The sequence below is a fragment of the Streptomyces durmitorensis genome (assembly GCF_023498005.1).
In the GTDB taxonomy this organism is placed as follows: Bacteria; Actinomycetota; Actinomycetes; order Streptomycetales; family Streptomycetaceae; genus Streptomyces; species Streptomyces durmitorensis.
This window is the reverse complement of record NZ_CP097289.1, coordinates 3,011,746-3,036,641: the sequence shown is the minus strand read 5'-3', so window position 1 is coordinate 3,036,641 and position 24,896 is coordinate 3,011,746. Positions and strand designations below refer to the sequence as shown.

At 68.0% G+C, this 24,896-nt stretch carries 28 protein-coding genes and 1 pseudogene; 26 read left to right on the top strand and 3 right to left on the bottom strand.

Annotation, left to right across the window (positions count from 1 at the left end):
* The first annotated feature begins 37 nt into the window (after positions 1-37).
* The 17 genes from M4V62_RS13410 to M4V62_RS13330 all read left to right on the top strand — a co-directional run bounded on the left by M4V62_RS13410 (position 38) and on the right by M4V62_RS13330 (position 13,180).
* Positions 38-670: a hypothetical protein gene (locus M4V62_RS13410; protein ID WP_249587494.1), complete on the top strand. Its 633-nt coding sequence runs from the start codon at positions 38-40 to the stop codon at positions 668-670.
* 211 nt (positions 671-881) lie between these two features.
* Positions 882-1,319 (top strand): 30S ribosomal protein S16, encoded by a 438-nt coding sequence (gene rpsP / locus M4V62_RS13405; protein WP_249587493.1) that lies wholly within the window; start codon positions 882-884, stop codon positions 1,317-1,319.
* A gap of 2 nt (positions 1,320-1,321) precedes the next feature.
* A complete protein-coding gene (locus tag M4V62_RS13400) occupies positions 1,322-1,561 on the top strand; it encodes an RNA-binding protein (RefSeq protein WP_030361979.1) in 240 nt (79 codons plus the stop codon).
* A gap of 124 nt (positions 1,562-1,685) precedes the next feature.
* On the top strand, positions 1,686-2,249 hold the full coding sequence (gene rimM / locus M4V62_RS13395; protein ID WP_249587492.1) for a ribosome maturation factor RimM: 564 nt from the start codon (positions 1,686-1,688) through the stop codon (positions 2,247-2,249).
* The gene (gene trmD / locus M4V62_RS13390; protein ID WP_249587491.1) at positions 2,249-3,070 is read left to right on the top strand and encodes a tRNA (guanosine(37)-N1)-methyltransferase TrmD; all 822 of its coding nucleotides are present in this window, start codon (positions 2,249-2,251) and stop codon (positions 3,068-3,070) included. Before rimM ends, trmD begins: the two co-directional genes overlap by 1 nt.
* A gap of 132 nt (positions 3,071-3,202) precedes the next feature.
* Positions 3,203-3,553 carry a 50S ribosomal protein L19 gene (rplS, locus tag M4V62_RS13385; RefSeq protein ID WP_160507458.1) on the top strand — a complete coding sequence of 117 codons (351 nt, stop codon included), beginning with the start codon at positions 3,203-3,205 and terminating at the stop codon, positions 3,551-3,553.
* A 45-nt stretch (positions 3,554-3,598) separates the two neighbouring features.
* On the top strand, positions 3,599-4,318 hold the full coding sequence (gene lepB, locus M4V62_RS13380; protein ID WP_249587490.1) for a signal peptidase I: 720 nt from the start codon (positions 3,599-3,601) through the stop codon (positions 4,316-4,318).
* On the top strand, positions 4,311-5,396 hold the full coding sequence (lepB, locus tag M4V62_RS13375) for a signal peptidase I (protein WP_249587489.1): 1,086 nt from the start codon (positions 4,311-4,313) through the stop codon (positions 5,394-5,396). Before lepB (M4V62_RS13380) ends, lepB (M4V62_RS13375) begins: the two co-directional genes overlap by 8 nt.
* Positions 5,281-6,252, top strand: coding sequence for a signal peptidase I (gene lepB / locus M4V62_RS13370; RefSeq protein WP_249587488.1), 972 nt, complete (start codon positions 5,281-5,283; stop codon positions 6,250-6,252). Before lepB (M4V62_RS13375) ends, lepB (M4V62_RS13370) begins: the two co-directional genes overlap by 116 nt.
* Positions 6,253-6,332: 80 nt before the next feature.
* Positions 6,333-7,100, top strand: a complete 768-nt coding sequence (gene lepB, locus M4V62_RS13365; protein ID WP_249587487.1) for a signal peptidase I — start codon at positions 6,333-6,335, stop codon at positions 7,098-7,100.
* Positions 7,090-7,587 (top strand): NUDIX hydrolase, encoded by a 498-nt coding sequence (locus tag M4V62_RS13360; protein WP_249587486.1) that lies wholly within the window; start codon positions 7,090-7,092, stop codon positions 7,585-7,587. Before lepB (M4V62_RS13365) ends, M4V62_RS13360 begins: the two co-directional genes overlap by 11 nt.
* Before the next feature lie 55 nt (positions 7,588-7,642).
* Positions 7,643-7,951 (top strand): DUF2469 domain-containing protein, encoded by a 309-nt coding sequence (locus M4V62_RS13355; protein ID WP_003965949.1) that lies wholly within the window; start codon positions 7,643-7,645, stop codon positions 7,949-7,951.
* Between the two features lie 169 nt (positions 7,952-8,120).
* Entirely contained in the window at positions 8,121-8,498 is a 378-nt protein-coding gene (locus tag M4V62_RS13350; protein ID WP_249587485.1) for a YraN family protein, read from the top strand.
* A 1-nt stretch (position 8,499) separates the two neighbouring features.
* On the top strand, positions 8,500-10,119 hold the full coding sequence (locus M4V62_RS13345; protein ID WP_249587484.1) for a YifB family Mg chelatase-like AAA ATPase: 1,620 nt from the start codon (positions 8,500-8,502) through the stop codon (positions 10,117-10,119).
* Complete coding sequence (gene dprA, locus M4V62_RS13340) at positions 10,116-11,312, top strand: DNA-processing protein DprA (RefSeq protein ID WP_249587483.1); 1,197 nt, start codon at positions 10,116-10,118, stop codon at positions 11,310-11,312. Before M4V62_RS13345 ends, dprA begins: the two co-directional genes overlap by 4 nt.
* Before the next feature lie 335 nt (positions 11,313-11,647).
* Complete coding sequence (gene whiG, locus M4V62_RS13335; RefSeq protein ID WP_249587482.1) at positions 11,648-12,490, top strand: RNA polymerase sigma factor WhiG; 843 nt, start codon at positions 11,648-11,650, stop codon at positions 12,488-12,490.
* Between the two features lie 132 nt (positions 12,491-12,622).
* Positions 12,623-13,180, top strand: a complete 558-nt coding sequence (locus tag M4V62_RS13330) for a TetR/AcrR family transcriptional regulator (RefSeq protein WP_249592809.1) — start codon at positions 12,623-12,625, stop codon at positions 13,178-13,180.
* Here the strand turns inward: M4V62_RS13330 and M4V62_RS13325 are convergent.
* Positions 13,134-14,015 carry a M23 family metallopeptidase gene (locus M4V62_RS13325; protein ID WP_344646389.1) on the bottom strand — a complete coding sequence of 294 codons (882 nt, stop codon included), beginning with the start codon at positions 14,013-14,015 and terminating at the stop codon, positions 13,134-13,136. The genes M4V62_RS13330 and M4V62_RS13325 overlap by 47 nt on opposite strands.
* Before the next feature lie 290 nt (positions 14,016-14,305).
* Here M4V62_RS13325 and rpsB point away from each other — a divergent pair, with 290 nt between their 5' ends.
* From rpsB to M4V62_RS13295, 6 genes are all read left to right on the top strand, one after another.
* Entirely contained in the window at positions 14,306-15,262 is a 957-nt protein-coding gene (gene rpsB / locus M4V62_RS13320; RefSeq protein WP_249587481.1) for a 30S ribosomal protein S2, read from the top strand.
* Positions 15,263-15,355: 93 nt separating this feature from the next.
* Complete coding sequence (tsf, locus tag M4V62_RS13315) at positions 15,356-16,192, top strand: translation elongation factor Ts (protein ID WP_249587480.1); 837 nt, start codon at positions 15,356-15,358, stop codon at positions 16,190-16,192.
* Between the two features lie 186 nt (positions 16,193-16,378).
* Positions 16,379-17,140: a UMP kinase gene (gene pyrH, locus M4V62_RS13310; RefSeq protein WP_249587479.1), complete on the top strand. Its 762-nt coding sequence runs from the start codon at positions 16,379-16,381 to the stop codon at positions 17,138-17,140.
* A 150-nt stretch (positions 17,141-17,290) separates the two neighbouring features.
* Positions 17,291-17,848: a ribosome recycling factor gene (gene frr, locus M4V62_RS13305; RefSeq protein WP_127829926.1), complete on the top strand. Its 558-nt coding sequence runs from the start codon at positions 17,291-17,293 to the stop codon at positions 17,846-17,848.
* 34 nt (positions 17,849-17,882) lie between these two features.
* Positions 17,883-18,983 (top strand): phosphatidate cytidylyltransferase, encoded by a 1,101-nt coding sequence (locus M4V62_RS13300; protein WP_249587478.1) that lies wholly within the window; start codon positions 17,883-17,885, stop codon positions 18,981-18,983.
* Between the two features lie 270 nt (positions 18,984-19,253).
* Entirely contained in the window at positions 19,254-20,000 is a 747-nt protein-coding gene (locus tag M4V62_RS13295) for an SAM-dependent methyltransferase (protein WP_249587477.1), read from the top strand.
* A gap of 237 nt (positions 20,001-20,237) precedes the next feature.
* On the opposite strand, the gene M4V62_RS13290 is transcribed toward M4V62_RS13295, so the two are convergent.
* The gene (locus M4V62_RS13290) at positions 20,238-20,402 is read right to left on the bottom strand and encodes a hypothetical protein (RefSeq protein WP_249587476.1); all 165 of its coding nucleotides are present in this window, start codon (positions 20,400-20,402) and stop codon (positions 20,238-20,240) included.
* Positions 20,403-20,869: 467 nt separating this feature from the next.
* Positions 20,870-22,084, bottom strand: coding sequence for a helix-turn-helix domain-containing protein (locus tag M4V62_RS13285; protein ID WP_249587475.1), 1,215 nt, complete (start codon positions 22,082-22,084; stop codon positions 20,870-20,872).
* Between the two features lie 16 nt (positions 22,085-22,100).
* Between M4V62_RS13285 and M4V62_RS13280 the strand changes: the two are divergent.
* From M4V62_RS13280 to M4V62_RS13270, 3 genes and pseudogenes are all read left to right on the top strand, one after another.
* Positions 22,101-22,265, top strand: a pseudogene (locus tag M4V62_RS13280) (GntR family transcriptional regulator); the annotation flags it as partial.
* The gene (locus M4V62_RS13275; RefSeq protein WP_249587474.1) at positions 22,262-22,921 is read left to right on the top strand and encodes a YdcF family protein; all 660 of its coding nucleotides are present in this window, start codon (positions 22,262-22,264) and stop codon (positions 22,919-22,921) included. The pseudogene M4V62_RS13280 and the gene M4V62_RS13275, both read left to right, overlap by 4 nt.
* A gap of 266 nt (positions 22,922-23,187) precedes the next feature.
* Positions 23,188-24,552, top strand: coding sequence for an SIR2 family protein (locus tag M4V62_RS13270; protein WP_249587473.1), 1,365 nt, complete (start codon positions 23,188-23,190; stop codon positions 24,550-24,552).
* Positions 24,553-24,896 lie beyond the last annotated feature (344 nt).

Here is a 24,896-nt window from a genome sequence, read left to right as displayed (position 1 = left end):
CTGACGGGTACGTGCAAATTATTTGGGATGCCCCGGAATGGAACCCCTGGGCATTCCGGCTCGTTGTTACGACGTGAGCACGACACCACCTGTTCTCGCCGCAGAGCTGGCGCAGGCGTGGGCCGATATTCAGCGGCACCACCCCGAGCTGCCCGATCTTGCCGCGCCCGAATCCCTGATCGGAGAGTCGTCGTCCGCCTGCGGCGCCGAGCTCTCCTTCGAGCGACTGCTCCATGAGGCAGTCCATGGCATCGCCGCGTCACGCGGCGTACGCGACACCTCACGCGCGGGCCGCTATCACAACCGCAGATTCCTCGCGATCGCCGAGGAGCTGGGCCTTGACCATCCCGAGGAGCCGCATCCCAGCAGCGGCTTCTCGCTGGTCACGCTCAACCCCGAGGCGAGGAAGCGCTACCGCCCGACGATCGAGCGGCTCCAGCGCGCACTCAAGGCACACACCGCGGCGACCGCCGCCGACACGGCACGCAGCTTCCGGGGCCCGGCCGCCCGGCACGGCTCCTCCGGGGGCGGCGTCCGCGTCAAGGCGGTCTGCGACTGCGGGCGCAACGTCCGCGTGGTCCCGTCGGTGCTCGCCCAGGCGCCCATCGTCTGCGGCGGCTGCGGCAAGCCCTTCCGTATTCCGGAAGTCGTCGGCGCCGTCGCGGGCTGACGGGGCTGAGCTGGAGAGCTGTGCCGGTCGGGGCACCCGGACCCGTTTCGGGCGCCCCGCCGACGTATGGCACAATGGCTAGCTGTACTCGACAGCCGCATAGGAACCCTCTCGCCTCCGGCTGACGCGTCCATCGGGCACCCCGAGTACCGCAACCCCACGTGGCATCTCGTTGTGCCCAACCACGTCAAGACCAGGAGACACCACTCCAGTGGCAGTCAAGATCAAGCTGAAGCGTCTGGGAAAGATCCGCGCGCCTCACTACCGCATCGTCGTCGCCGACTCCCGTACCCGCCGTGATGGTCGGGCCATCGAGGAGATCGGTCTGTACCACCCGGTGCAGAACCCCTCGCGCATCGAGGTCAACTCGGAGCGCGCGCAGTACTGGCTCTCCGTCGGCGCTCAGCCGACCGAGCCGGTCATGGCGATCCTGAAGCTCACCGGTGACTGGCAGGCGCACAAGGGCCTTCCGGCCCCGGCGCCGCTGCTCGTCGCGGAGCCCAAGGACAAGCGCGCCGCGTTCGAGGCCTTCACCAAGGGCCTCGAGGGCGACGACGTCAAGGGTGAGGCCATCACCCAGAAGGCCAAGAAGGCTGACAAGAAGGCGGACGAGGCCAAGGCCGAGTCCACCGAGTCGACCGAGGCCTGAGCATGCTCGAGGAGGCTCTCGAGCACCTCGTGAAGGGCATTGTCGACAACCCCGACGACGTGCAGGTCGCCTCGCGCAACCTGCGCCGGGGGCGTGTGCTCGAGGTCCGGGTCCACCCGGATGACCTCGGCAAGGTGATCGGCCGCAACGGCCGTACCGCGCGCGCTCTGCGGACCGTCGTGGGCGCCATCGGCGGCCGTGGTGTCCGCGTCGACCTCGTCGACGTGGACCAGGTTCACTGAACCACAGGTAGCACCGGCACGGGCCGGGGAGGGCTTCTGGGCCTTCCCCGGCCCGTAGTCGTTTCCAGGCGTCTGCCGTCGTCAACGGTGACCCTTCCGTAGGCACACGACAGGAGAGAAAGCAGTGCAGCTGGTAGTCGCGCGGATCGGCCGCGCCCATGGCATCAAGGGTGAGGTCACCGTCGAGGTGCGCACCGACGAGCCGGAGCTGCGGCTCGGGCCCGGCGCCGTCCTCGCCACCGACCCCGCCTCCACGGGGCCGCTGACCATCGAGACCGGCCGGGTGCACAGCGGCCGCCTGCTGCTGCGCTTCGAGGGCGTGCGCGACCGCACGGGCGCCGAAGCGCTGCGCAACACGCTGCTGATCGCGGAGGTCGATCCGGAGGAGCTCCCGGAGGACGAGGACGAGTACTACGACCACCAGCTGATGGACCTCGACATCGTCACCAAGGACGGCATCGAGGTCGGCCGGATCACCGAGATCTCGCACCTGCCCTCGCAGGACCTGTTCATCGTGGAGCGGCCCGACGGCAGCGAGGTGATGATCCCCTTCGTGGAGGCGATCGTCACCGAGATCGACCTGGAGGAGCAGCGGGCGATCATCGACCCGCCGCCCGGCCTGATCGACGACCGCGCGGAGATCGTTTCCGCAAGGGATGACGAGGCGCTTTCTGGAGACGAAGCCTGATGCGTCTCGACGTCGTCACGATCTTCCCCGAGTACCTGGAACCCCTGAACGTCTCCCTCGTCGGCAAGGCACGCGCGCGTGGACAGCTCGACGTGAACGTGCACGACCTCAGGGAATGGACGTACGACCGGCACAACACGGTCGACGACACCCCGTACGGCGGCGGCCCCGGCATGGTCATGAAGACCGACCCCTGGGGCGCGGCGCTCGACGACGTGCTCGCCGAGGGGTACGAGGCCGGGGCCCACGGGCCCGTCCTGGTCGTCCCCACGCCCAGCGGACGCCCCTTCACCCAGGAGCTCGCCGTCGAGCTCTCCGAGCGGCCCTGGCTGGTCTTCACGCCCGCGCGCTACGAAGGCATCGACCGCCGCGTCATGGACGAGTACGCGACCCGGATGCCCGTCTACGAAGTGTCGATCGGCGACTACGTCCTCGCGGGCGGCGAGGCGGCCGTCCTGGTCGTCACCGAGGCCGTGGCCCGGCTCCTGCCCGGGGTCCTCGGCAACGCCGAGTCCCACCGCGACGACTCCTTCGCCCCCGGCGCCATGGCCAATCTCCTCGAAGGCCCCGTCTACACGAAGCCTCCCGAGTGGCGTGGCCACGGCATCCCGGACGTGCTGGTCAGCGGCCACCACGGCAAGATCGCGCGCTGGCGCAGGGACGAGGCGCTGCGGCGCACGGTCCGCAACAGGCCTGATCTGATCGAGCGTTGCGACCCCGCCGCCTTCGACAAGAAGGACCGCGAGATGCTCTCGATCCTGGGGTGGCGGCCGGGCCCCGACGGCCGATTTGGGCGAGACCCCGAGGCCGTGGAACAATAGGTCGCTGCTGTACGTCCAGCGTGCGCCCCTGCCACAGGGGGACAGACGCCCGCCCGATGTGAACAGCTATCGAATCCTCATCACGAACTTACCGCTGATGACCTGTGGCATCAGTGAAGAAAGCAGACGATCATGGCTAACCTGCTCGACTCCGTCGACAGCGCTTCGCTGCGCACCGACATCCCGGCCTTCCGCCCGGGTGACACCGTCAACGTCCACGTGCGCGTCATCGAGGGCAACCGCTCCCGTGTGCAGCAGTTCAAGGGCGTAGTCATCCGTCGCCAGGGTGCCGGCGTGCGCGAGACCTTCACGGTCCGCAAGGTCTCCTTCTCCGTCGGCGTGGAGCGCACCTTCCCGGTGCACACCCCGATCGTCGAGAAGATCGAGCTCGTCAGCCGCGGCGCCGTGCGTCGCGCGAAGCTGTACTACCTCCGTGAGCTGCGCGGCAAGGCCGCGAAGATCAAGGAGAAGCGCGACAACTGAGCTCGCGCACGGGTCCACAACGGAGCCGGATAGCATCTGGCCCCGATGGACACCGAAGCACAGCACACGGAGCGCGACCGCTCCTCCCCACCCACCGATTCCCCGAGCGCCGAGAGCGACGGGGAGTCCGCGGGGGCGGAGGACCGGTCGCGCTCCTCTTTTATGTCGTTCGTCTCCTGGGTGCCCGGCGGCCGGATCACCCTGACACTGCTGATCTGCATGGTGTCCTTGCTGCTCGTGAGCACCTTCGTGATGCAGCCGTTCCAGATCCCCAGCGGCTCCATGGAGCCCGCGTTCCGGGTCGGAGACCGGGTACTCGTCAACAAGTTGGCGTACCGTTTCGGTTCCGAGCCGCAGCGAGGTGACGCGGTCGTCTTCGACGGCAGCGGCTACTTCGGGGATGCCGACTACATCAAGCGGGTCGCAGGGGTGGGGGGAGACCGCGTGGTCTGCTGCGACGAGCGGGGGAGGATCAAGGTGAACGGCGAGCCGGTCGACGAGCCGTACCTGTACCCGGGGGATGCCCCCTCCAAGGTGCCCTTCGACGTCGTCGTACCGGAAGGCAGCCTGTTCCTCCTCGGCGACCACCGCAGCGACTCCCGTGACTCCCGCGACCACTTGGGCCAGCCCGGCGGCGGCATGATCCCCGTCGACTCCGTGATCGGCAGGGCCGACTGGATCGCCTGGCCCGTCGGGCACTGGACGTCCCTGGACCGCCCCGACAGCTACGCGCGCGTGCCGGCACCAGGCGGCGCGCATGGGTAACCGCGGGCGGACGCGAGCCGCCAGCCACCGGTCCGACACCAGGCTGCCCACCGGATCCCGGCCCACCACTGGTCCCGTACTGCCCGGAAGGGCCGAGCGGCGCAAGCTCGCGCGGAAGGTCAAGCGGCGCAGGCGGCGCTCGGCGATCAAGGAGATACCGCTGCTCATAGGCGTCGCGCTCCTGATAGCCCTGGTCCTGAAGACCTTCCTGGTGCAGGCCTTCGTGATCCCCTCGGGCTCGATGGAGCAGACGATCAAGATCGGCGACCGTGTCCTCGTCGACAAGCTCACCCCGTGGTTCGGTGCCAAGCCCGAGCGCGGCGACGTCGTCGTCTTCGAGGACCCCGGCAACTGGCTCGAGGACGAACAGACCAAGAAGAAGGACGACCCCGTAGGCGTCAAGCAGGTCAAGGAAGGCCTGTCCTTCATCGGGCTGCTGCCCTCCGACAACGAACGCGACCTGATCAAGCGCGTGGTCGGCGTCGGCGGCGACACCGTGAAGTGCTGTGACAAGAACAAGAAGCTCATGGTCAACGGAGTCCCGCTCACCGAGCCGTACATCAATCCGGGTGATGAGCCCTCGTCCTTCGAGTTCGAGGTGAAGGTCCCCGAAGGGCGCCTCTTCGTCATGGGAGACCACCGCTCCGACTCGGCCGACTCCCGCTTCCACCGCACCGAGAAGTTCAGCGGCACCGTCAGCGAGGACAGCGTCGTGGGGCGCGCGCTCGTCATCGCCTGGCCCTTCGACCACTGGCGCAAGCTGGAGGAGCCCGAAACGTACGCGTCCGTGCCCGACGCGGGTGCGGGGTCGGCCACTGCCCTCGGGCCGTCGCATAGGGTGGCACCCGGCGATCGATACGGATTGACCGGACTCCCGACCCCTGCGGAACTCCCGCTCGTTATGGGAGTGGTGGGCCTGCATCGCATCAGGAGCGGGCAGCGGCACGGACTGAGGAGTGGATGTGGGGGATGTGGCGGTCGGCGCACGGTCCGGACACGGTGGGCCCGAAGAGCAGCCAGGGCGATCGGACGAGCCGGAGGACGGGGCCGCGGCGGACGGCGTGAACCCCGGGAGTGACACCGCGGGCGCCGGTCCCGCAACCGGTGACCGGGACGGGAAGCAGGCCAAGGGGCCGAAGAAGCCCCGCTCCTTCTGGAAGGAGCTGCCGCTCCTCGTCGGCATCGCGCTGATCCTGGCACTGGTGATCAAGACCTTCCTGGTGCAGGCGTTCTCGATTCCCTCGGACTCGATGCAGAACACGCTCCAGAAGGGCGACCGCGTCCTGGTCGACAAGCTGACCCCGTGGTTCGGCTCGGAGCCGGAGCGCGGCGAGGTCGTCGTCTTCAGGGACCCCGGCCACTGGCTGGACGGTGAGCCGACGCCCGACCCGAACGCGATTCAGCGGGTCCTCGGCTGGGTCGGCCTGATGCCGTCCGCCGACGAGAAGGACCTCATCAAGCGCGTCATCGCGGTCGGTGGCGACACGGTGGAGTGCAAGGGCACCGGTCCGGTGAAGGTCAACGGCAAGGCGCTGAACGAGCCGTACGTCTTCGAGGGCAACACCCCGTGCAGCGTCGACGACCAGGGCGGCCAGTTCAAGGTCACCGTCCCCGCGGGCAAGATCTGGGTCATGGGTGACCACCGGCAGAACTCGCTGGACTCCCGCTACCACCAGAACCAGCCCGGCGGCGGCGCCGTCCCCGTGGACAACGTCGTGGGCCGCGCCATCGTGATCGCCTGGCCGCCCACCCGCTGGGCGACGCTGCCCAAGCCGGACACCTTCGACCAGCAGGGCATCAACGCCGCGATGAGCGCGGCACCGGCGGCCCTCGGGCTCGCGGGTGCGGTTCCGCTCGTGCTCTGGCGCAGGCGTCGGCTCACGGTCGCCGCTGCGCAGGACACGAGGGTTTCTGGCGGAGGTACCGCCGGGTAGGGTGCCGTCCCAGATCACCGATCTTCCGCGCTCCTGTTCGTAGGGGCGCGGGGTCGTCTCCGATATGGGGGAGCACTGGGATGAGCAGGACACAACGTACGGACGAGGGCCACGGACGGCTCGGCAGCGTGCTGTCGGGACTTGCCGTGGCCCTCGGCTGTGTGCTCTTCCTGGGAGGCTTCGTCTGGGGCGCCATCCTGTACCAGCCGTACACCGTGCCCACCGGCTCGATGACGCCGACGATCGGCGCGGGCGACCGGGTCCTGGCCGAGCGGATGGACGGCAGCGAGGTGCGCCGGGGCGACGTCGTCGTCTTCCGGCAGGCGAGCTGGGGCGATCTGCCGATGGTCAAGCGCGTGGTCGGCGTCGGCGGGGACCGGATCTCCTGCTGCACGGACGGCAAGCTGATGGTCAACGGCAAGCAGGTCGCAGAACCGTATCTTCCCGAGGGCAAGGGCGCCGCGGCCACCGGAATCCCGGCCACCACGGTCCCCAAGGGCAACCTCTTCCTGCTCGGTGACGAGCGCAGCGGCTCCCTGGACTCCAGCGTTCACCTGGGCGACTCCAACCACGGCTCCGTGCCGCGCAGTGCGGTGGAGGGGCGGGTCGACGCGGTGGCCTGGCCGCTGGACAAGTTCGGGACGCTGGAGCGCCCCGAGGGCTTCGCGGACATGCCGGGCGGCATCTCCGATCCGGGGCCCGTACGGCTCGTGGTGTGGGCGGTGGTGGCCGGTGCGGTCCTCGTCCTGGGCGGCGCCGCCTACGGTCCGGTGGCCAAGCGGCTCGGCCGCAGGCGTGAGCGCCCGCAGAGCCGTGACCGGTCGGGGGCGACCGCCCGTGTCGGCTGAGGCACAGCCGCTGCGCAGGGTCGCGCGGGTCGTGCTGCTCGACCCGCAGGACCGGATTCTGCTGCTCCACGGCCATGAGCCGGAGGACACGGCGGACGACTGGTGGTTCACACCGGGCGGCGGTCTGGAGGGCGACGAGACGCATGAACAGGCCGCACTGCGTGAACTGATGGAAGAGACGGGCATCACCGAGGTCGAGCTCGGCCCCGCCCTGTGGCAGCGGATCTGCTCCTTCCCCTTCGCCGGACGGCGCTGGGACCAGGACGAGCGGTACTTCCTGGCGCGTACGTCACAGACGTCCACGCAGGCCACAGGGCTGACGGAGCTGGAACAGCGGAGTGTCGCCGGAGCGCGTTGGTGGACGTGCCAGGAACTGACCGAGGCACATGAGACGGTGTATCCGACCAGGCTCGCCGAGCTGCTTCGCAGGCTGCTCGACGAGGGTCCTCCGAGCCGGCCCGAGACCCTCGACACGGAAATCGTGTAGAGGCTCCAGGGGCTGACGCACAATAGGGGGACGCACGGCTGAAGGGGAACATGCCATGAGCGCCGAGGACCTCGAGAAGTACGAGACCGAGATGGAGCTGAAGCTCTACCGGGAGTACCGCGATGTCGTCGGTCTGTTCAAATATGTGATCGAGACCGAACGGCGCTTTTACCTCACGAATGACTACGAGATGCAGGTGCACTCGGTCCAGGGTGAGGTTTTCTTCGAGGTGTCCATGGCGGACGCCTGGGTGTGGGACATGTACAGGCCCGCACGGTTCGTGAAGCAGGTACGCGTCCTGACGTTCAAGGACGTGAATATCGAGGAGCTCAACAAGAGCGATCTCGAGCTGCCGGGAGGCTGAGTCCACCGGGTTCGCCTGGTGCACCGGGTTTGTTTGGTGCACCGGCTTTGTGTGGTGCATCGGCTTCACCGGGTCGGGTGGGCGAGTTATCCACAACGCGTGAGTCGTCCACCAAGATCCACAACGCTCGGGGCTGAGTCCCAGTGTGGATGTCGGAGGTGGTGCCGACATGAACGCACGGGGGGCACTCGGGCGGTACGGCGAAGATCTGGCCGCGCGGCGGCTCGGAGAAGCCGGAATGACGGTTCTGGAGCGCAACTGGCGCGGTGGCAGAACCGGTGAGATCGACATCGTGGCCATGGACGGCGAAGCGCTGGTCGTCTGCGAGGTCAAGACGCGCAGAGCAGGTCTGGTCGGCTCGGGGATGTATCAGCATCCGATGGCGGCCGTGGGCCGGACCAAGGCGGAGCGGCTGAGGCGCCTCGCCGAGCGCTGGATCGAGGAACGCGGCGGCCCACCGCCGGGCGGGGTGCGGATCGACCTCGTCGGCGTGCTGATCCCACGCCGCGGCGCCCCTGTCGTGGAGCACGCGCGGGGGGTGGCCTGAGATGGGATTCGCGCGTACGTGTTCCGTGGCGCTGGTGGGCGTCGAAGGCGTGGTCGTCGAGGTGCAGGCCGATCTGGAGCCCGGCGTCGCGGCGTTCACGCTGGTCGGGCTCCCGGACAAGAGCCTGACGGAGAGCAAGGACCGGGTCAGGGCCGCGGTGGTCAACTCGGGCGGGGAATGGCCCCAGAAGAAACTCACGGTCGGCCTCAGCCCGGCTTCGGTGCCCAAGGGCGGCAGCGGCTTCGATCTCGCGGTGGCCTGCGCTGTGCTCGGTGCGGCGGAGCGGATCGATCCGCGGACCCTCACCGACATCGTGATGATCGGTGAGCTGGGTCTCGACGGGCGGGTGCGGCCGGTCAGGGGAGTGCTGCCCGCGGTCCTCGCGGCGGCGGACGCGGGCTATGAGCAGGTCGTCGTCCCGGAGTGCACGGCGGCCGAGGCCGCGCTGGTGCCGGGGGTCTCGGTGCTCGGGGTGCGCAGCCTGCGCCAGCTGATCGCCGTGCTGACCGATGAGCCGGTGCCGGAGGAGGAGCCGGACGAGCCCGGCCGGCCCGATCCGATGCTCGCCGGGCTCTGTGTGCCCGGAACCGGTGTGGGCACGGGGCTCAGCGGCGGTCTGGACGACGCCCTCGCGCTGGACCTCGCCGATGTCGTCGGACAGGCGTCGGCCCGCACCGCCGTGGAGGTGGCGGCGACGGGCGGACACCACCTCTTTCTGCAGGGCCCGCCGGGCGCCGGGAAGACGATGCTCGCGGAGCGGCTGCCGGCGATCCTGCCCCGGCTGAGTCGGGAGGAGTCCCTGGAGGTGACCGCCGTCCACTCCGTGGCGGGCATGCTGCCGCCGGGCAAGCCCCTGGTGGACACCGCGCCGTACTGCGCGCCGCACCACTCCGCGACCATGCAGTCGCTTGTGGGTGGCGGCAAGGGAATCGCGCGGCCGGGGGCGGTCTCGCTGGCGCACCGTGGGGTGCTTTTTCTCGACGAGGCGCCGGAATTCAGCAGCCAGACCCTGGACTCCTTGCGCCAGCCCCTGGAATCGGGACATGTGGTGATCGCCCGCAGTGCGGGAGTGGTGCGGCTGCCCGCGAAGTTCCTGATGGTGCTCGCGGCCAACCCCTGTCCCTGCGGTCGGCACACCCTCCTTGGCGACGGCTGCGAATGCCCGGCGTCCACCGTCCGCCGCTATCAGGCCCGGCTCTCGGGCCCGCTGCTCGACAGGGTCGACCTCAAGGTCGAGGTGGAGCCCGTCACACGGTCCGAGCTGGCCGGGTACGGCACGCGGGGCGACTCCACGCAGACCGTCGCCGACCGGGTGCGCGCCGCCAGGGAGCGAGCGGCGGCCAGGCTGACCGGCACCGGATGGCGGACGAACAGTGAAGTGCCGGGGCACGCCCTGCGCACCCGGTGGCCCGCCGAGCCGGGCGCCCTGGACGCGGCCGAACTGGACCTGGAGCGTGGCTTCCTGACCGCCCGGGGGCTCGACCGAGTCCTGCGGGTCGCCTGGACCGTCGCGGACCTCGCGGGACGCGACCGGCCTGCCGCGCAGGACGTGGCCCTGGCGCTGCAGTTGCGTACGGGGGTGTCGCGGGGCGTGCCGATGGCGATCGGGGCGCTGACATGACCTCGGCATCGGGATCGGCTTCGGGAGCGGCCTCGGCCTCGGGCCCCGGCCCGAAGGAGGAGCGGCTGGCGAGGGTCGCCCTGACCCGGATTCTCGAACCGGGGGACGAGGTGGGAGGGCGATGGTTGCGGGAGACCGGGGCCGTCGAAGTGGTGCGGCGGCTGACCGAGGGGGAGGAGCGCCTTGACGGGGTGACGCCGGCGCGTTGGGAAGGGCTGCGGGCGCGGGCAGGCAAGGCGCGGCCCGAGCGGGACCTGGCGGTGGCACGGGACGCGGGGGTGCGGTTCGTGTGCCCGGGGGAGGCGGAGTGGCCCGTCCAGCTGGACGACCTGGGGGACGCGCGGCCGGTGGGGCTGTGGGTGCGGGGGCGGCCCAGCCTGCGGATATGGGCGCTGCGGTCGGTGGCCGTGGTCGGCGCACGGGCCTGCACGGAGTACGGGGCGCACATGGCGGCCGACCTCGGCGCGGGGCTCGCCGAGCGGGGCTGGGTGGTCGTGTCGGGTGGTGCCTATGGGGTGGACGGGGCCGCCCACCGGGGAGCTCTGGGGGCCGGTGGGGCCACGGTCGCGGTGCTCGCGTGCGGGGTCGACCGGGCCTATCCGCGAGGACACGCCGAGTTGATCAAGAGAATCGCGGAACAAGGCCTGGTGGTGGGGGAGTTGCCGCCCGGCGACCACCCCACGCCCAGCAGATTCATCCTCCGGAACCGCGTGATCGCCGCCCTCACCCGGGGCAGCGTCGTCGTCGAGGCGGCCTACCGCAGCGGGGCGCTCGCCACGGCGCGCAGTGCGCAGGAGCTCGGCCGGTTCACGATGGGGGTGCCGGGCCCCGCCACCAGCGGCCTCTCGGCGGGGGTGCATGAGCTGCTGCGGGGTGACGGCGTTCTGGTCACCGACGCGGCGGAAGTCGTCGAGCTGGTCGGCGACATGGGCGAGCTGGCCCCGGAGCGGCGCGGTCCCGTCGTGCCGCGCGATCTGCTCGCCCCGGACGCGGCGCGTGTCCTGGCGGCGCTGCCCGCCCGGGGGAGCGCGTCGGTTCGGGAGGTCGCACTCGGCGCGGGCACGGTGGCGGACGAAGCGATCGGTCGGCTGTACGAGTTGCGCTCACTGGGGTTCGTCGAACGACACGGCGACGGCTGGCAGTTGACACGCCAGGCGATTGTGTCGGTCTTCCCGAAGGGAGGGGGTTCGTGACCGAGTGTGTTCGGCCGTCTGGATGAACCCCCGACGGCCTTGCAAAGACACGTAGTTGGCCCTCCGGAGTCGTCACAGAAGGCGACGAGGGGAACTCGGTGGGGCGCCCAGCGGAACGTATCTGCGTACGCGGGATCCCCTACTGTTCGCACACTGCGACACTCCAGTCACGCTACGCTCACAAGGATTCCGACGCGGACAGGCAACCACAGGCAAGCAGACGGCAGACGGACAACCTCATTCACTTCACGCAATCCCACCACCTCGCGGGCGCGGGCGAATCCATCGGCTCGCGCGACCTCACCAGTTCACGGCAGAACGGCTCAAGGCAACGAATGCCCCAGCACACCTCAGGGTCCGATCGGGCGGCAGCTCCCCCCGCCGCCCGTAGCGGCGAGCAGGAGCGGCCCCCCGCGCCCTCGTCGCTGGACGAGCTGTGGCGGTCGTACAAGGAGACGGGGGACGGGCGGCTGCGCGAGCAGTTGATCCTGCACTACTCGCCGCTGGTGAAGTACGTCGCGGGACGGGTCAGCGTGGGGCTGCCGCCCAATGTCGAGCAGGCGGACTTCGTCTCGTCCGGGGTGTTCGGTCTGATCGACGCGATCGAGAAGTTCGACATCGAACGGTCCATCAAGTTCGAGACGTACGCGATCACCCGCATCCGTGGCGCGATGATCGACGAACTCCGTGCGCTCGACTGGATTCCCCGGTCCGTGCGGCAGAAGGCGCGCAACGTCGAGCGGGCCTACGCCACGCTCGAGGCGCAGTTGCGGCGCACGCCGTCGGAGAGCGAGGTCGCCCACGAGATGGGGATCGCGCTGGAGGAACTGCACGCTGTTTTCAGCCAGTTGTCGCTGGCGAACGTAGTGGCTCTGGAGGAGCTCCTGCACGCCGGCGGCGAGGGCGGCAATCGGCTGAGCCTGATGGACACGCTCGAGGACACCGCGGCCGACAACCCCGTGGAGGTCGCCGAGGACCGCGAGCTGCGGCGGCTGCTCGCGCGCGCGATCAACACGTTGCCGGAGCGGGAGAAGACCGTCGTCACGCTCTACTACTACGAAGGTCTCACGCTCGCCGAGATCGGCAATGTGCTCGGGGTGACGGAGAGCCGGGTGAGCCAGATCCACACGAAATCGGTGCTCCAGCTGCGGGCGAAGCTGGCGAGTTTCGGCCGCTGAGCGCGCTGAATCGTCCCTGCCCCCGGCCTGTGCCGTGCGGTGGGGGTGTGGGGTTCTTCGAGGTGGATCGACTCCCGTCCCCGCGGTCACGTCCGTAGAGTGGAGGGCGTGCCAAGGATTCGAGCGGCCTCTGTGGCCGAGCACCGGTCGATGCAGCGGGGCGCCCTCCTGGACGCCGCGCGGTCCCTGCTGTCCGAGGGCGGTACGGAGGCATTGACCTTCCCCGCTCTCGCCGAGCGCACGGGGCTCGCGCGGTCATCCGTGTACGAGTACTTCCGGTCGCGTGCCGCGGTCGTGGAAGAGCTCTGCGAGGTTGACTTCCCCGTCTGGGCCGCGGAGGTCTCGGCGGCGATGGAGGGTGCGGACTCCGCCGAGGGCAAGGTCGAGGCGTACGTCAGGCGGCAGCTCGATCTGGTGGGGGACCGGCGGCACCGCGCCGTCGTCGCGATCTCCGCCGCCGAGCTGGACGCGGGGGCGCGGGAGAAGATCCGTGCCGCGCACGGTGGGCTCGTCGCCATGATCGGCGAGGCGCTGCGCGACCTGGGGCATGCAGAGCCCCGGCTCGCGGCGATGCTCCTGCAGGGTGTCGTGGACGCGGCTGTGCGGCGGATCGAGCTGGGCGCCGCCGAGGATCCGTCCGCCATCACCGAAGCGGCCGTCGCCATGGCGCTGCGGGGCGTGCGGGGCTGAGGCCTCGCTCGCGGACCTCCGGCATCGGGTCGCGGACCTCCGGCATCGGCACATCTACCTCGGGCATCGGCACGTCGACCCCCGGCATCGGAACGCGGACCTCCGGCACCTCGGCCTCCGGCACCTCGGCCTCCGGTACCTCGGCCTCCGGCACCTCGGCCTCCGGTACCGGCACGCCCTTCACCGGCAGCAGGCGGGACGCCCCGCGCCGCAGGAGCCACGGTGGCATCAGTGACAGGGGGTCCAGGTATGCGTCGGCCCGCAGCAGGCCCCAGTGCAGGCAGCTGCCCGGGCAGTGGGCCGTGGGGAGTTCCAGCACCCCAAGGGCCTCGCCCGCCGCCACCTCGGCGCCCTTCTTGACCGTGGCCCGCACCGGCTCGTACGTCGTGCGCAGCGGTGGATCCCCCGTGCCCGCCAGCTCCACCGCGATCACTCCCCGGCCGGCCACCCGGCCCGCGAAAGAGACCTTGCCCGGAGCCGCAGCCCGGACCACGGCACCCGGCGGCGCCGTGAGATCCACGCCCCGGTGCCCCCGGCCGTACTCCGTCGCAGGGGGCTCCCAGCCCCGTACGACAGGGGGCCGCACCCCCACGGGCCACGCACCGCCCACCTTCGGCACGGGCTCGCCGCCGGGCGCACCGCCCACCCTCGGCACGGACTCTCCGCCGGGCACGCCACCCGCCCCCGGCACCGGCTCTCCGCCGGGCACGCCACCCGCCCCCGGCACCGGCGCTCCACCCGCCCTCGGCGCCGGTCCACCCGCAGCGCCCGCGGGCAGGATCACCGCAGTGATCAGCACCACGGTCAACAGCGCCAGGCTCAGCTCTCGTCGCATGTGAGACATGCCAGAACCGTCCCGCGCCGGGCCCGTCCGCGGGGATCATGGCGTGGATCTGTGGATGACCAGCTGGTTGTGGACAGCGGCGTCACCCGCTGCCTCGCGGGTCCCGTACACTTCTTGTGGCGATCCGGGTCACCGGGTCGACTTCGCACGCCCCGACACCAGGCCCTGAAAAGCCAGGTGCCAGCGCCTCTCGGTCCTTTGTGGCACGGCGCATCGCGGGCGTCAGGCGCGACCGCCATCCGGCGGACGCGGCACAACCGAGAACACCTAGGAGTACGGCCATGGCCGTCGTCACGATGCGGGAGCTGCTGGAAAGCGGCGTCCACTTCGGTCACCAGACCCGTCGTTGGAACCCGAAGATGAAGCGCTTCATCTTCACGGAGCGCAACGGCATCTACATCATCGACCTGCTCCAGTCGCTGTCGTACATCGACCGCGCCTACGAGTTCGTCAAGGAGACCGTCGCCCACGGCGGCACGGTCATGTTCGTCGGCACGAAGAAGCAGGCGCAGGAGGCCATCGCCGAGCAGGCGACCCGCGTCGGCATGCCCTACGTGAACCAGCGCTGGCTGGGCGGCATGCTCACCAACTTCTCGACCGTCTACAAGCGCCTGCAGCGCCTGAAGGAGCTCGAGCAGATCGACTTCGAGGATGTGGCCGCGTCCGGCCTCACCAAGAAGGAGCTGCTCGTCCTCTCCCGCGAGAAGGCCAAGCTGGAGAAGACCCTCGGCGGTATCCGCGAGATGTCCAAGGTGCCCAGCGCCGTCTGGATCGTGGACACCAAGAAGGAGCACATCGCGGTCGGTGAGGCCCGGAAGCTCAACATTCCGGTCGTCGCCATCCTCGACACCAACTGCGACCCCGACGAGGTCGACTACAAGATCCCGGGCAACGACGACGCGATCCGCTCCGTCACCCTGCTCACCCGCGTGATCGCCGACGCCGTCGCCGAGGGACTCATCTCCCGTTCCGGCGTGGCCACGGGCGACCAGAAGCCGGGCGAGAAGGCCGCCGGCGAGCCGCTCGCCGAGTGGGAGCGCGACCTGCTCGAGGGCGAGAAGAAGGCCGACGAGCCCAAGGCTGAGGAGGCCAAGGCCGACGAGCCGAAGGCCGCCGAGGCCGAGGCCGAGGTTCAGAAGTCCGCCGAGACGGAGAAGGTCGCCGACGCCGAGCAGGCCGACGCCCCCGCCGCCGCGGCTGACGCCGAGGCCCCGGCCGCGGACGCCGAGCAGGCCTGACCTTCACAGGTTCGGTAGTTGACGGCGGGGGCCTGTGGGCCCCCGCCGTTCACCCGTAGATCTTTCCGACTGTCGAGAGAGAATTTCAGGATCATGGCGAACTACACCGCCGCTGACGTCAAGAAGCTTCGTGAGCTCACGGGCGCCGGCATGATGGACTGCAAGAAGGCGCTCGACGAGGCCGACGGCAGCGTCGACAAGGCCGTCGAAGCCCTGCGCATCAAGGGCCAGAAGGGCGTCGCCAAGCGTGAGGGCCGCTCCGCCGAGAACGGCGCCGTGGTCTCCCTCATCGCGGACGACAACACCTCCGGCGTGATCGTCGAGCTGAAGTGCGAGACGGACTTCGTCGCCAAGGGCGAGAAGTTCCAGGCTGTCGCGAACTCGCTCGCCGCGCACATCGCCAAGACGTCCCCGGCCGACCTCGCGGCGCTCCTCGCGTCCGAGATCGAGGCCGGCAAGACCGTCCAGGCGTACGTCGACGAGGCCAACGCCAACCTCGGCGAGAAGATCGTCCTGGACCGCTTCGCGCAGTTCTCGGGCGCCTTCGTCACCGCGTACATGCACCGCACCATGCCCGACCTGCCCCCGCAGATCGGTGTCCTGGTCGAGCTGGACAAGGCCGACGCCGACCTCGCCAAGGGCATCGCGCAGCACATCGCCGCCTTCGCGCCGAAGTACCTCTCCCGCGAGGACGTCCCGGCCGAGGTCGTCGAGTCCGAGCGTCGCGTCGCCGAGGAGACCACCCGCGCCGAGGGCAAGCCCGAGGCCGCGCTGCCCAAGATCGTCGAGGGTCGCGTCAACGGCTTCTTCAAGGAGGCCACCCTCCTCGGTCAGCCGTACGCGCTCGACAACAAGAAGTCCGTCCAGAAGGTCCTGGACGAGGCCGGTGTCACCCTGAAGCGCTTCTCGCGCATCAAGGTCGGCATCTGAGTCCGTACCGCGATCGACGGTAGACCCCGCTAGGGTCGACAGCGGTCGCCCGCGTACCCCACGCAGTACGCGACGTACGACCGCAGATCTGACGAGGAGGCCATTGCCGAGCATGGGATGCGAACAACACCCCACCGGCAGTGGCCTTCTTCGTATGTGCGCCGAGCAAAAAGAAGCGAGAACTCCATGACCACCAAGGCCGACACAAACAGTGGTGACGACAAAGTCGCCGGTCGTTTCCTGCTGAAGCTCTCCGGTGAGGCATTCGCCGGCGGGGGCGGCCTTGGCGTCGACCCCGATGTGGTGCACGCGATCGCCAAGGAGATCGCCGCGGTCGTCCGCGACGGCGCCCAGATCGCGGCCGTCATCGGCGGCGGCAACTTCTTCCGCGGCGCGGAGCTGCAGCAGCGCGGCATGGACCGTGCGCGCTCCGACTACATGGGCATGCTCGGCACGGTCATGAACTGCCTCGCCCTCCAGGACTTCCTGGAGAAGGAGGGCATCGAGTGCCGCGTGCAGACCGCCATCACGATGGGCCAGGTCGCGGAGCCGTACATCCCGCTGCGCGCCGTGCGGCACCTGGAGAAGGGCCGCGTGGTCATCTTCGGCGCCGGTATGGGCATGCCCTACTTCTCCACGGACACGACCGCCGCGCAGCGCGCCCTGGAGATCGACGCCGAGGCCCTGCTCATGGGCAAGAACGGCGTCGACGGGGTCTACGACTCCGACCCCAAGACCAACCCGGACGCGGTGAAGTACGACGCGCTCGGCTATGGCGAGGTCATCACCCGCGACCTGAAGGTCGCCGACATGACCGCGATCACCCTGTGCCGCGACAACAAGCTGCCCATCCTGGTCTTCGAGTTGCTGTCCACCGGCAATATCGCCCGTGCTGTCAAGGGTGAGAAGATCGGCACACTCGTGGGCGACGAGGGCACCCGCGCCTGATCCCGGCGACGCCCCCGAGGGATGGACAAAGCCCTGCCGGTCGGACACGGTGCAGGGAAAGAGACGCGACGCAGCCGACGCCCCATGGACTCCCCCTACTTCACCGTGTGGGGGCGCCCCCAGCCCACTCACAACACGCAGGAGCAAGTGGTGATCGAAGAGACCCTCCTCGAGGCCGAGGAGAAGATGGAGAAGGCCGTCGTGGTCGCCAAGGAGGACTTCGCCGCGATTCGCACAGGCCGTGCGCACCCGGCGATGTTCAACAAGATCGTGGCTGACTACTACGGCGCCCTTACGCCGATCAATCAGCTCGCCTCGTTCTCGGTGCCCGAGCCGCGGATGGCCGTGGTGACCCCGTTCGACAAGAGCGCGCTGCGCAACATCGAGCAGGCGATCCGCGACTCCGACCTCGGCGTCAACCCGAGCAATGACGGCAACATCATCCGGGTGACGTTCCCCGAGCTGACGCAGGACCGCCGCAAGGAGTACATCAAGGTCGCCAAGACCAAGGCCGAGGACTCCAAGATCTCGATCCGCTCCATCCGCCGCAAGGCCAAGGAAGCGATCGACAAGGCGATCAAGGACGGCGACATCGGCGAGGACGAGGGCCGTCGCGCGGAGAAGGAGCTCGACGACACCACCGCGAAGTACGTCGCCCAGGTGGACGAGCTGCTCAAGCACAAGGAAGCCGAGCTGCTCGAGGTCTGAGGGCTCGTGGTCTGAGGACTGAGGAATCCGATCCGTGAACGACTCTTCCTGGGGGGCGCCTCCCAGAGCCGGGTACTGGGGGCCGCCCGACCAGGGCCCTGCTCAAGGGGCTGCCCCGGCAGGTCCCGCGTACGATGCGCATGACGCCCTGTATCCAGCAGAGACGCAGCCCATGCCCATCGTGCCTGACATGCCTGAAGTACCCCAGGAGCCCATGCCCAGCGCATCACAGCCCGCCCCCGAGGCGCCTCGTACGCCTCAGGCGCCCCAGGCACCTCAAGCGCCCCAGGCACCTCAAGCGCCTCAAGCGCCGCAGAAGAAGAGCGCGGGCCGTGATCTCGGGGCGGCCATAGGAGTCGGCGTGGGGCTCGGCGCGGTGATCGTCGCGTCGCTCTTCATCGTGAAGGCCGTCTTCGTCGGCGTCATAGCAGTCGCCGTCGTGGTCGGTCTCTGGGAGCTCACCTCGCGGCTCGAGGAGCGCAAGGGCATCAAGGCTCCGCTGGTTCCGCTCGCTGTGGGCGGCGCCGCGATGGTCGTCGCCGGATACGTCCGGGGGCCCGAGGGCGCCTGGGTCGCCATGGCGCTCACCGCGCTCGCGGTGCTCGTCTGGCGGATGACCGAGCCGCCCGAGGGCTATCTGAAGGACGTCACGGCAGGCGTCTTCGCGGCGTTCTACGTCCCGTTCCTCGCGACGTTCGTGGCGATGATGCTCACCTCGGACGACGGTGCGATGCGGGTGCTCACGTTCCTGCTCCTCACCGTGGTCAGCGACACCGGTGCGTACGCGATCGGCTGGCGCTTCGGCAAGCACAAGCTGGCGCCGCGCATCAGCCCGGGCAAGACCCGTGAGGGCCTGGTCGGAGCGGTGACGTTCGCGATGGCGGGCGGCGCGCTGTGCATGGAGTTCTTGATCGACGGCGGCACGTGGTGGCAGGGGCTGCTCATCGGCCTCGCCGTCGCCGCGAGCGCGACGCTCGGTGACCTCGGCGAGTCGATGATCAAGCGTGACCTCGGCATCAAGGACATGGGCACGCTGCTCCCCGGTCACGGGGGCATCATGGACCGCCTCGACTCGCTGCTGCCGACCGCGCCGGTGGTGTGGCTGCTGCTCGTCATCTTCGTGGGGTCCGGCTGACCTGCTTCTGTCCGTACGTGAGGGGCCCGCTGTCCACCCGGACGGCGGGCTCTTTCCGTATGCCCCGGCGGTCGGGATCGCGTGAGGCGAGTGTCGGCAGGACGTGAAATGCGATGGACGCGGTGATCACAGCGGCCTTACTCTCGACCGGTCCCAGCCTTCCCTCGTCCGAAGAGGTGCATTTGATGACGGTCCAGGTACTCGCGGCCAACTCCCGTCGGCCGCTCTGCCCAGCCGTTCTCACTTCCACGGACCGAAGGAATCCCCCTAGTGGATCTACCACGTAGCTTCACCATCCGCGAGAGCAGTCATCGCGTCTGCAACCCGTTCACCAGCGAGAAGCTGGCCATCCTGGGTCAGGCCATCAGCCCGTCGCCAGGCGCCCGCATGCTCGACCTCGCCTGCGGCAAGGGCGAGATGCTGTGCACCTGGGCCCGTGACCACGGTGTGGCCGGCACGGGGGTGGACATCAGTACCGTCTTCCTCGAAGCCGCCCGCGCGCGGGCCGTCGAGTTGTCCGTTGCCGACCGGGTCGGCTTCGTGCACGCGGACGCCTCGGGCCATGTCGCCGACGATCCCGTCGACATCGCGGCGTGCGTCGGCGCCACCTGGATCGGCTCCGGCGTGGCAGGGACGGTAGAACTCCTGCGACGCAGTCTCGTTCCCGGCGGCATGATGCTGATCGGCGAGCCGTACTGGCGCCGCGAGCCTGAGGACCAAGCCACTGTCGAGGGCTGCCACTTGGCCCGCAAGGACGATCTGCTCCCGCTGCCGGAACTCCTTGAACAGTTCGGGGCGCTGGGCTGCGATGTCGTCGAGATGGTCCTTGCCGACCAGGACAGCTGGGACCGGTACGTAGCGGCACAGTGGCTCAACACCCGCCGCTGGCTGGACGCCAACCCCGACGACGAGCTGGCCGACGAACTGCGCGCGGAACTCGCCGCGGGACCTGCCCAGCACGCCAGGTATCAGCGCGAGTACCTCGGGTGGGGTGTGTTCGTCCTGATGGACCGGTGACACGGGACCGGTGACGCAGGACCGCTGATACACCACTCCGAGTGAGCCCCGGCACCACGTGCCGGGGCTTACTTGCGCGCTGCCATGGTCGGATTGGGTCGCGTGTTCGAATTTCCGTACGCCACGTGCCCGAGGTGCTTGCTCAGTGCCGGCGGCCCGCCCGCCACGAGGCTCACAAACGGGCGGGCCGCCCCGTCCCTTGCCATGGGCTGTCCGACGAGCCACGGCAAGGGGGGTTTACGACTGTGTGCGGCGGACGTACCCCGCCCGTTTCGCACACGTCGCGTGCCAGGTGATCGTGGCGCCGCCAGCCGAGATGGAGACCTTCAGGAAGGTCACGGTGGGCTGCCCCTGGGTGATCGGCTGATCGCAGCGTCCGCAGAACCGCGTTCCCTCGCTCATCGCCGAGCTTCCTTCAGCGTCTGCCGAAGCTCTTGACCGTCGGAACAGCGGGCGGGGTTGTCGTAGCAGCGGAGACACTTCAGGGAGTGCTCAAGGTGCGCCTTGTGTGCGGCGACGACGGCGCAGAGGCGGCAACTACGGGGGAACCAAGTGAAGCCACCTTGCGACCGAGAGCCGAGCTCGATGGCTGTCTCTGTGGAGAGCGTGACGGCGCACCACACGCAGGCCCGTCCGCAAGTCTGGGCCACGGACAACGTGGCAGGGTCTGGTACTTCGACCGGCTGCGTACGAAGTGTGCTCGTTCTGCTTCCCGCGCCGGATGCTGGGCCCGTACTCTCGCCCATGTCGACTCCATCTCAGTCGTCCATGCCTCGGGACCGTTCGCGCGGTCGCCGGGGCGCTGTACGACTCATGGAATCGGCTCGCTACACAGCGTGACAGGGATGTGGTGTCCTACTTTTGCGACGCTATTCGGCGATCCCCAGGAACTCGGCCAATGACCGTAGCCCTGCAGGGTGGTTGGGCATCGACCACAGGTCACGCACGATGGCTACGGCCAACGTGTGGTGCTGCATCCAGGTCGGAGCAACACGACGCAGCGACTCAAGAGACTTCACAGCCTCTCCCGCGCTCCCAAGGTCCGTATGGGCTCGGGCCACGTCCAGCAACAGCCACGTCCGCCAGGACGGCGGGGTGTCCTTGCTCAGCCGCATTCCCTTGGCCAGCTTCAGGGCCTCTTCGGGGTGCCCGTACTGGACGGCCAGGCGGACGCGCTCGATACGCACCGACGACGGGCTGAACACGCTGACCATGCGGCTGTCGCTGCCCTGCGGCAGCTTGGCCACGCGGGCGGCTTCCTTCTCGGCGTGCGCCATCAACGCAGCTGCCCGCTCGTAGTCGTTGCTGCGCGAGGCCGACGTGGCGGCGGACATGGTGAGCGCACCCCAGACCTTCAGCCCGTCAGCGGTCCCCGTGTGCCCGCTGTCCTTGGTGTCGTCGGCGGCGTGCAGGGCGATGCTCAGGGCGTCCCCGAGGCGCCCTTGCCGCTGGTAGGTCCACGCAACGGAGTTGACGATCATGGGGCGTAGCAGGGGGTCGGAGGATTGCCCCGCGGCGTCTATGGCGCGCTCCAAACTGATGAGCGCCAGGTCTGTTTTCCCCATGCGTACGGCGACGTGCCCGGCGAGCTGGAGGACCTTGCCCAGCGCTGCGAAACCGGCTCCCCGATCATCGTCGCTGCTCGACACCGTGGCCGTCTGCGCGTCCGAGATCATGTCCGGCAGCGCCTGCATCACCGTGTCGAACTCAGCGGAGTGGTACTGCGTCCAGCCATCCGCGATCCGCTCGCGCAGGGCGGTCAGCGAGAAGCCGGGCTCCGGTGGCTTCGGCTCCGGTCCCCAGAGCGCCGGCATGATGGCGCGGCGCACCGCCACGAAGCGCGGCCCGTCGTTCTCTCCCGTCGAGGAGACGGCAGGAGGATCCCCCAGAAGCGCCGTCAGCTCCACGCCGAGGCCGTTCGCCAAGGCGTGAAGCGTGGGCAAGCGTGCCGAGTGCTTGCGGCGCTGCTCAAGCTGACGGATTACATCAACGGACACGTCCGAGCGCTCGGCCAATTCCTCTTGCGTCAGGCCGGCTAGACGGCGCAAGCGGCGAAGAGTCCGCCCCAGATCTTCGTTTGCCACGCTGCCACCGTACGCGGTTCAACTCCCGGCCACGGAATGGATCGTCGAGCTGCATGGCATGACCTGCACCGCAGATGACACGGTGGAGTTCGCCATCGGCGTTCACGCGGCCACGCCCTACGCGTGGTCCAACGACTTCAAGGTGCCCGACTCGGCGCAGGAAGAAGGCGGCAAGGCGTGATCTCCGTACAGGCATGGGCCGATACTCAGGAACTCTGGGACTTCCAGCAGATGGGCCACGAACCCCGACGATGCTCGGTGGCGATCGGGCTCGGCAGTCACGATCTCGGCGTAGCTGACGTCACGGCTGACCTGTACCACCGTGGCCTGGCTCCGCTGATCGTCTTCACCGGAGCCACCAGCCGTACAACACGGGAGGTCATGCCGAAGGGGGAGGCTGATCACTACCGCGAGCGAGCCTTGGAGCTCGGAGTGCCAGCAGACGCGATCCTCGTTGAGCCGCGGGCCCGGAACACTGGCGAGAACATCACGCTGTCGCGGGCCTTGCTGGTAGAGCGCGGGGTGTCCGTTGAATCCGCGCTACTGGTCAGCAAGCCCTACGAAGAGCGTCGGTCGTACGCCACAGCGTGCAAGGTTTGGCCGGACGTGGCGTGGGTGAGTGCGTCTGCGGCCATGGCGTTCGCGGAGTACGTTGACTCGATCCAAGATGCGCGGCTCGTCATCGACATGCTTGTTGGGGCGCAACAGCGGCTCATGGTCTATCCCGAGCAGGGGTTCATGATCAGTCAAGAGATTCCATGGTCTGCCTACGAGGCGTTTGAGCGTCTGCGGGCAGAAGGGTTCACCAGCCGGTTGCTTCCCGATCACGTCGCGTGAATGAGGCCATTCTTGAGCATCAGCTTGGGAAACTGGGGTGCTTAAGCCGCTTCAGCGTTGACCTGCGACGCCGAGGTACCGGCGTATCCATGGCGGTCAGACGGGCAGGTCCCCTTGTTCCTCGCAGGATCTGGCACCAGTGATAGCAGCTTGCGAGCAGAAAGAGGCACCCTCGGCGTGCTCAAATCGAACGAGTGGCTCTCGACTAAAAGTGAGGCCTGGCAAAGAACCCGACTCAGCTGGAAGCCAGGCGTACAGTGCGCTCTATGACGGTTGTACGAGCGAAGCTCGGGGCTCACCTGCGCAGCATGACGGCCCCCTTTCTTTTTGTTGGATCCGGCCTGTCTCGCCGTTACATCGGCACAGAGGACTGGGAGGGTCTCCTGCGCAGGTTCGCCGCCTTGACCCCTCGGCCCTACGAGTTCTACCGCACTAGCGCGGAAGGATATCTACCGTCAGTCGCATCGAAGATTGCCGAAGTATTCCATGATATCTGGTGGGCTAGTGATGATTTTGAATCGAGCCGTCACGAATGGTCGAGCTCCATGGACGGCATCGAGTCCGCCCTGAAAGTAGAAATCGCGAAGCATCTCTCCGTCACTCCATCGTTGGCTAGCTTGGGCCAGCCTGAAATGGCTGAAATCGAGCTTCTTAGAAACGCTGTGGTCGACGGCGTTATCACGACGAACTATGACTCCCTGTTGGAGGAGCTATTTCCTGATTTTCGGACATTCGTGGGTCAGGATGAACTTCTGTTCGCCAACCCTCAAGGGGTTGGTGAGATCTACAAGATTCATGGAAGCTGTCGCACGCCCGATAGTCTGGTATTGACTGCAAAGGACTACGCTACCTTTGAGCGGCGAAACGCCTATCTTGCGGCCAAGCTTATGACGATCTTTGTGGAGCACCCCGTTGTTTTCCTCGGTTATTCACTCGGGGATGAGAATGTTATGTCAATTTTGCGATCTGTGGCGGGGTGCCTGAAGCAGGAGAACATTGACGAACTAAGAGATCGTCTAGTGTTTATTCAATGGCAACCAGAAGCTGAGTCGTCTGTTGAACCGCACACGATCATGATGGACGGTGGCTTCTCGCTGACAGTCTTGCGAGTAACCGTTCCTGATTTTGTGGAAGTATTCGAGGTTCTTTCCGGATTGAAAAGGGCATTCCCTGCGAAGATGCTTCGGCGACTCAAGGAGCAGGTCTATGATCTGGTCCTTTCGGACGATCCCCACAACCGGCTATTGGTCGCAGATATCGATGACGCCTCGAAAGACGATGACATCGAGGTAGTGTTTGGGGTAGGGGTCAGTGCACAGTTGGGGCAGACTGGGTATGTCGGGCTCGGGCGATGGAATATTATTGATGACGTAATCTCAGGGGATTCCTCTCTGGATGCCTCGGCAGTGCTGGGTCAGGTTCTCCCTCGCCTATTGGGGGATCTTCGAACATACCCGTCTTTAAGTACCTTCGAGAGGCTGAAGCGCTTGATGAGGCAGGCAATATTCTCGAATCAGCGAATGTGCATGCTCGAGTGCGTCGAATGGCTGAGAAGAGTAGGGGAGGTATCTCCACCAGTGACACGTATGGGAAAGCGGCCCCTAGGCATCTCGAGGGGGTGGAGTGTCTAGCCGACCTCCTGGAAAAGGAGGGTGTCAAGGGCGTCCTAAACTACACGGTCTATATGTCCCCCCAGGCGGTCTCTGTCGACGAGCTGCGGAGCTTCTTGGAGGCCGAGAAGAGCGGAAGAGAGATCGGCTGGAAGTCCACTCAGTATGTGAAACTTACGTGCTTTCTTGACTGGCTGGTATACGGGCGCCCAGAGTCGACCTGAAATACGGGACGTTTCTTGCTGGACAGGTGTCTCTAGGTCGGCTCTGATTCAGGTCGCCATTCCGGCTCACGTGGAGTCGTCGGCTAAGCCGAAGGGGCTCGGTGTAAGGCTGCAGCTCCAACTGCTCGCAGGTTCGATCCC

Bases quoted from the DNA above. Each gene is read 5' to 3' on its own strand.
- M4V62_RS13345 (WP_249587484.1), top strand. From the start codon at position 8,500: ATGGGATTCGCGCGTACGTGTTCCGTGGCGCTGGTGGGCGTCGAAGGC.
- M4V62_RS13325 (WP_344646389.1), bottom strand. From the start codon at position 14,015: ATGCGACGAGAGCTGAGCCTGGCGCTGTTGACCGTGGTGCTGATCACT.
- dprA (WP_249587483.1), top strand. From the start codon at position 10,116: ATGACCTCGGCATCGGGATCGGCTTCGGGAGCGGCCTCGGCCTCGGGC.
- lepB (WP_249587487.1), top strand. From the start codon at position 6,333: ATGAGCAGGACACAACGTACGGACGAGGGCCACGGACGGCTCGGCAGC.
- M4V62_RS13270 (WP_249587473.1), top strand. From the start codon at position 23,188: ATGACGGTTGTACGAGCGAAGCTCGGGGCTCACCTGCGCAGCATGACG.
- tsf (WP_249587480.1), top strand. From the start codon at position 15,356: ATGGCGAACTACACCGCCGCTGACGTCAAGAAGCTTCGTGAGCTCACG.
- M4V62_RS13400 (WP_030361979.1), top strand. From the start codon at position 1,322: ATGCTCGAGGAGGCTCTCGAGCACCTCGTGAAGGGCATTGTCGACAAC.
- M4V62_RS13410 (WP_249587494.1), top strand. From the start codon at position 38: ATGGAACCCCTGGGCATTCCGGCTCGTTGTTACGACGTGAGCACGACA.
- M4V62_RS13350 (WP_249587485.1), top strand. From the start codon at position 8,121: ATGAACGCACGGGGGGCACTCGGGCGGTACGGCGAAGATCTGGCCGCG.
- trmD (WP_249587491.1), top strand. From the start codon at position 2,249: ATGCGTCTCGACGTCGTCACGATCTTCCCCGAGTACCTGGAACCCCTG.
- rpsB (WP_249587481.1), top strand. From the start codon at position 14,306: ATGGCCGTCGTCACGATGCGGGAGCTGCTGGAAAGCGGCGTCCACTTC.
- whiG (WP_249587482.1), top strand. From the start codon at position 11,648: ATGCCCCAGCACACCTCAGGGTCCGATCGGGCGGCAGCTCCCCCCGCC.
- lepB (WP_249587489.1), top strand. From the start codon at position 4,311: ATGGGTAACCGCGGGCGGACGCGAGCCGCCAGCCACCGGTCCGACACC.
- M4V62_RS13355 (WP_003965949.1), top strand. From the start codon at position 7,643: ATGAGCGCCGAGGACCTCGAGAAGTACGAGACCGAGATGGAGCTGAAG.
- lepB (WP_249587490.1), top strand. From the start codon at position 3,599: ATGGACACCGAAGCACAGCACACGGAGCGCGACCGCTCCTCCCCACCC.
- rplS (WP_160507458.1), top strand. From the start codon at position 3,203: ATGGCTAACCTGCTCGACTCCGTCGACAGCGCTTCGCTGCGCACCGAC.
- pyrH (WP_249587479.1), top strand. From the start codon at position 16,379: ATGACCACCAAGGCCGACACAAACAGTGGTGACGACAAAGTCGCCGGT.
- M4V62_RS13290 (WP_249587476.1), bottom strand. From the start codon at position 20,402: ATGAGCGAGGGAACGCGGTTCTGCGGACGCTGCGATCAGCCGATCACC.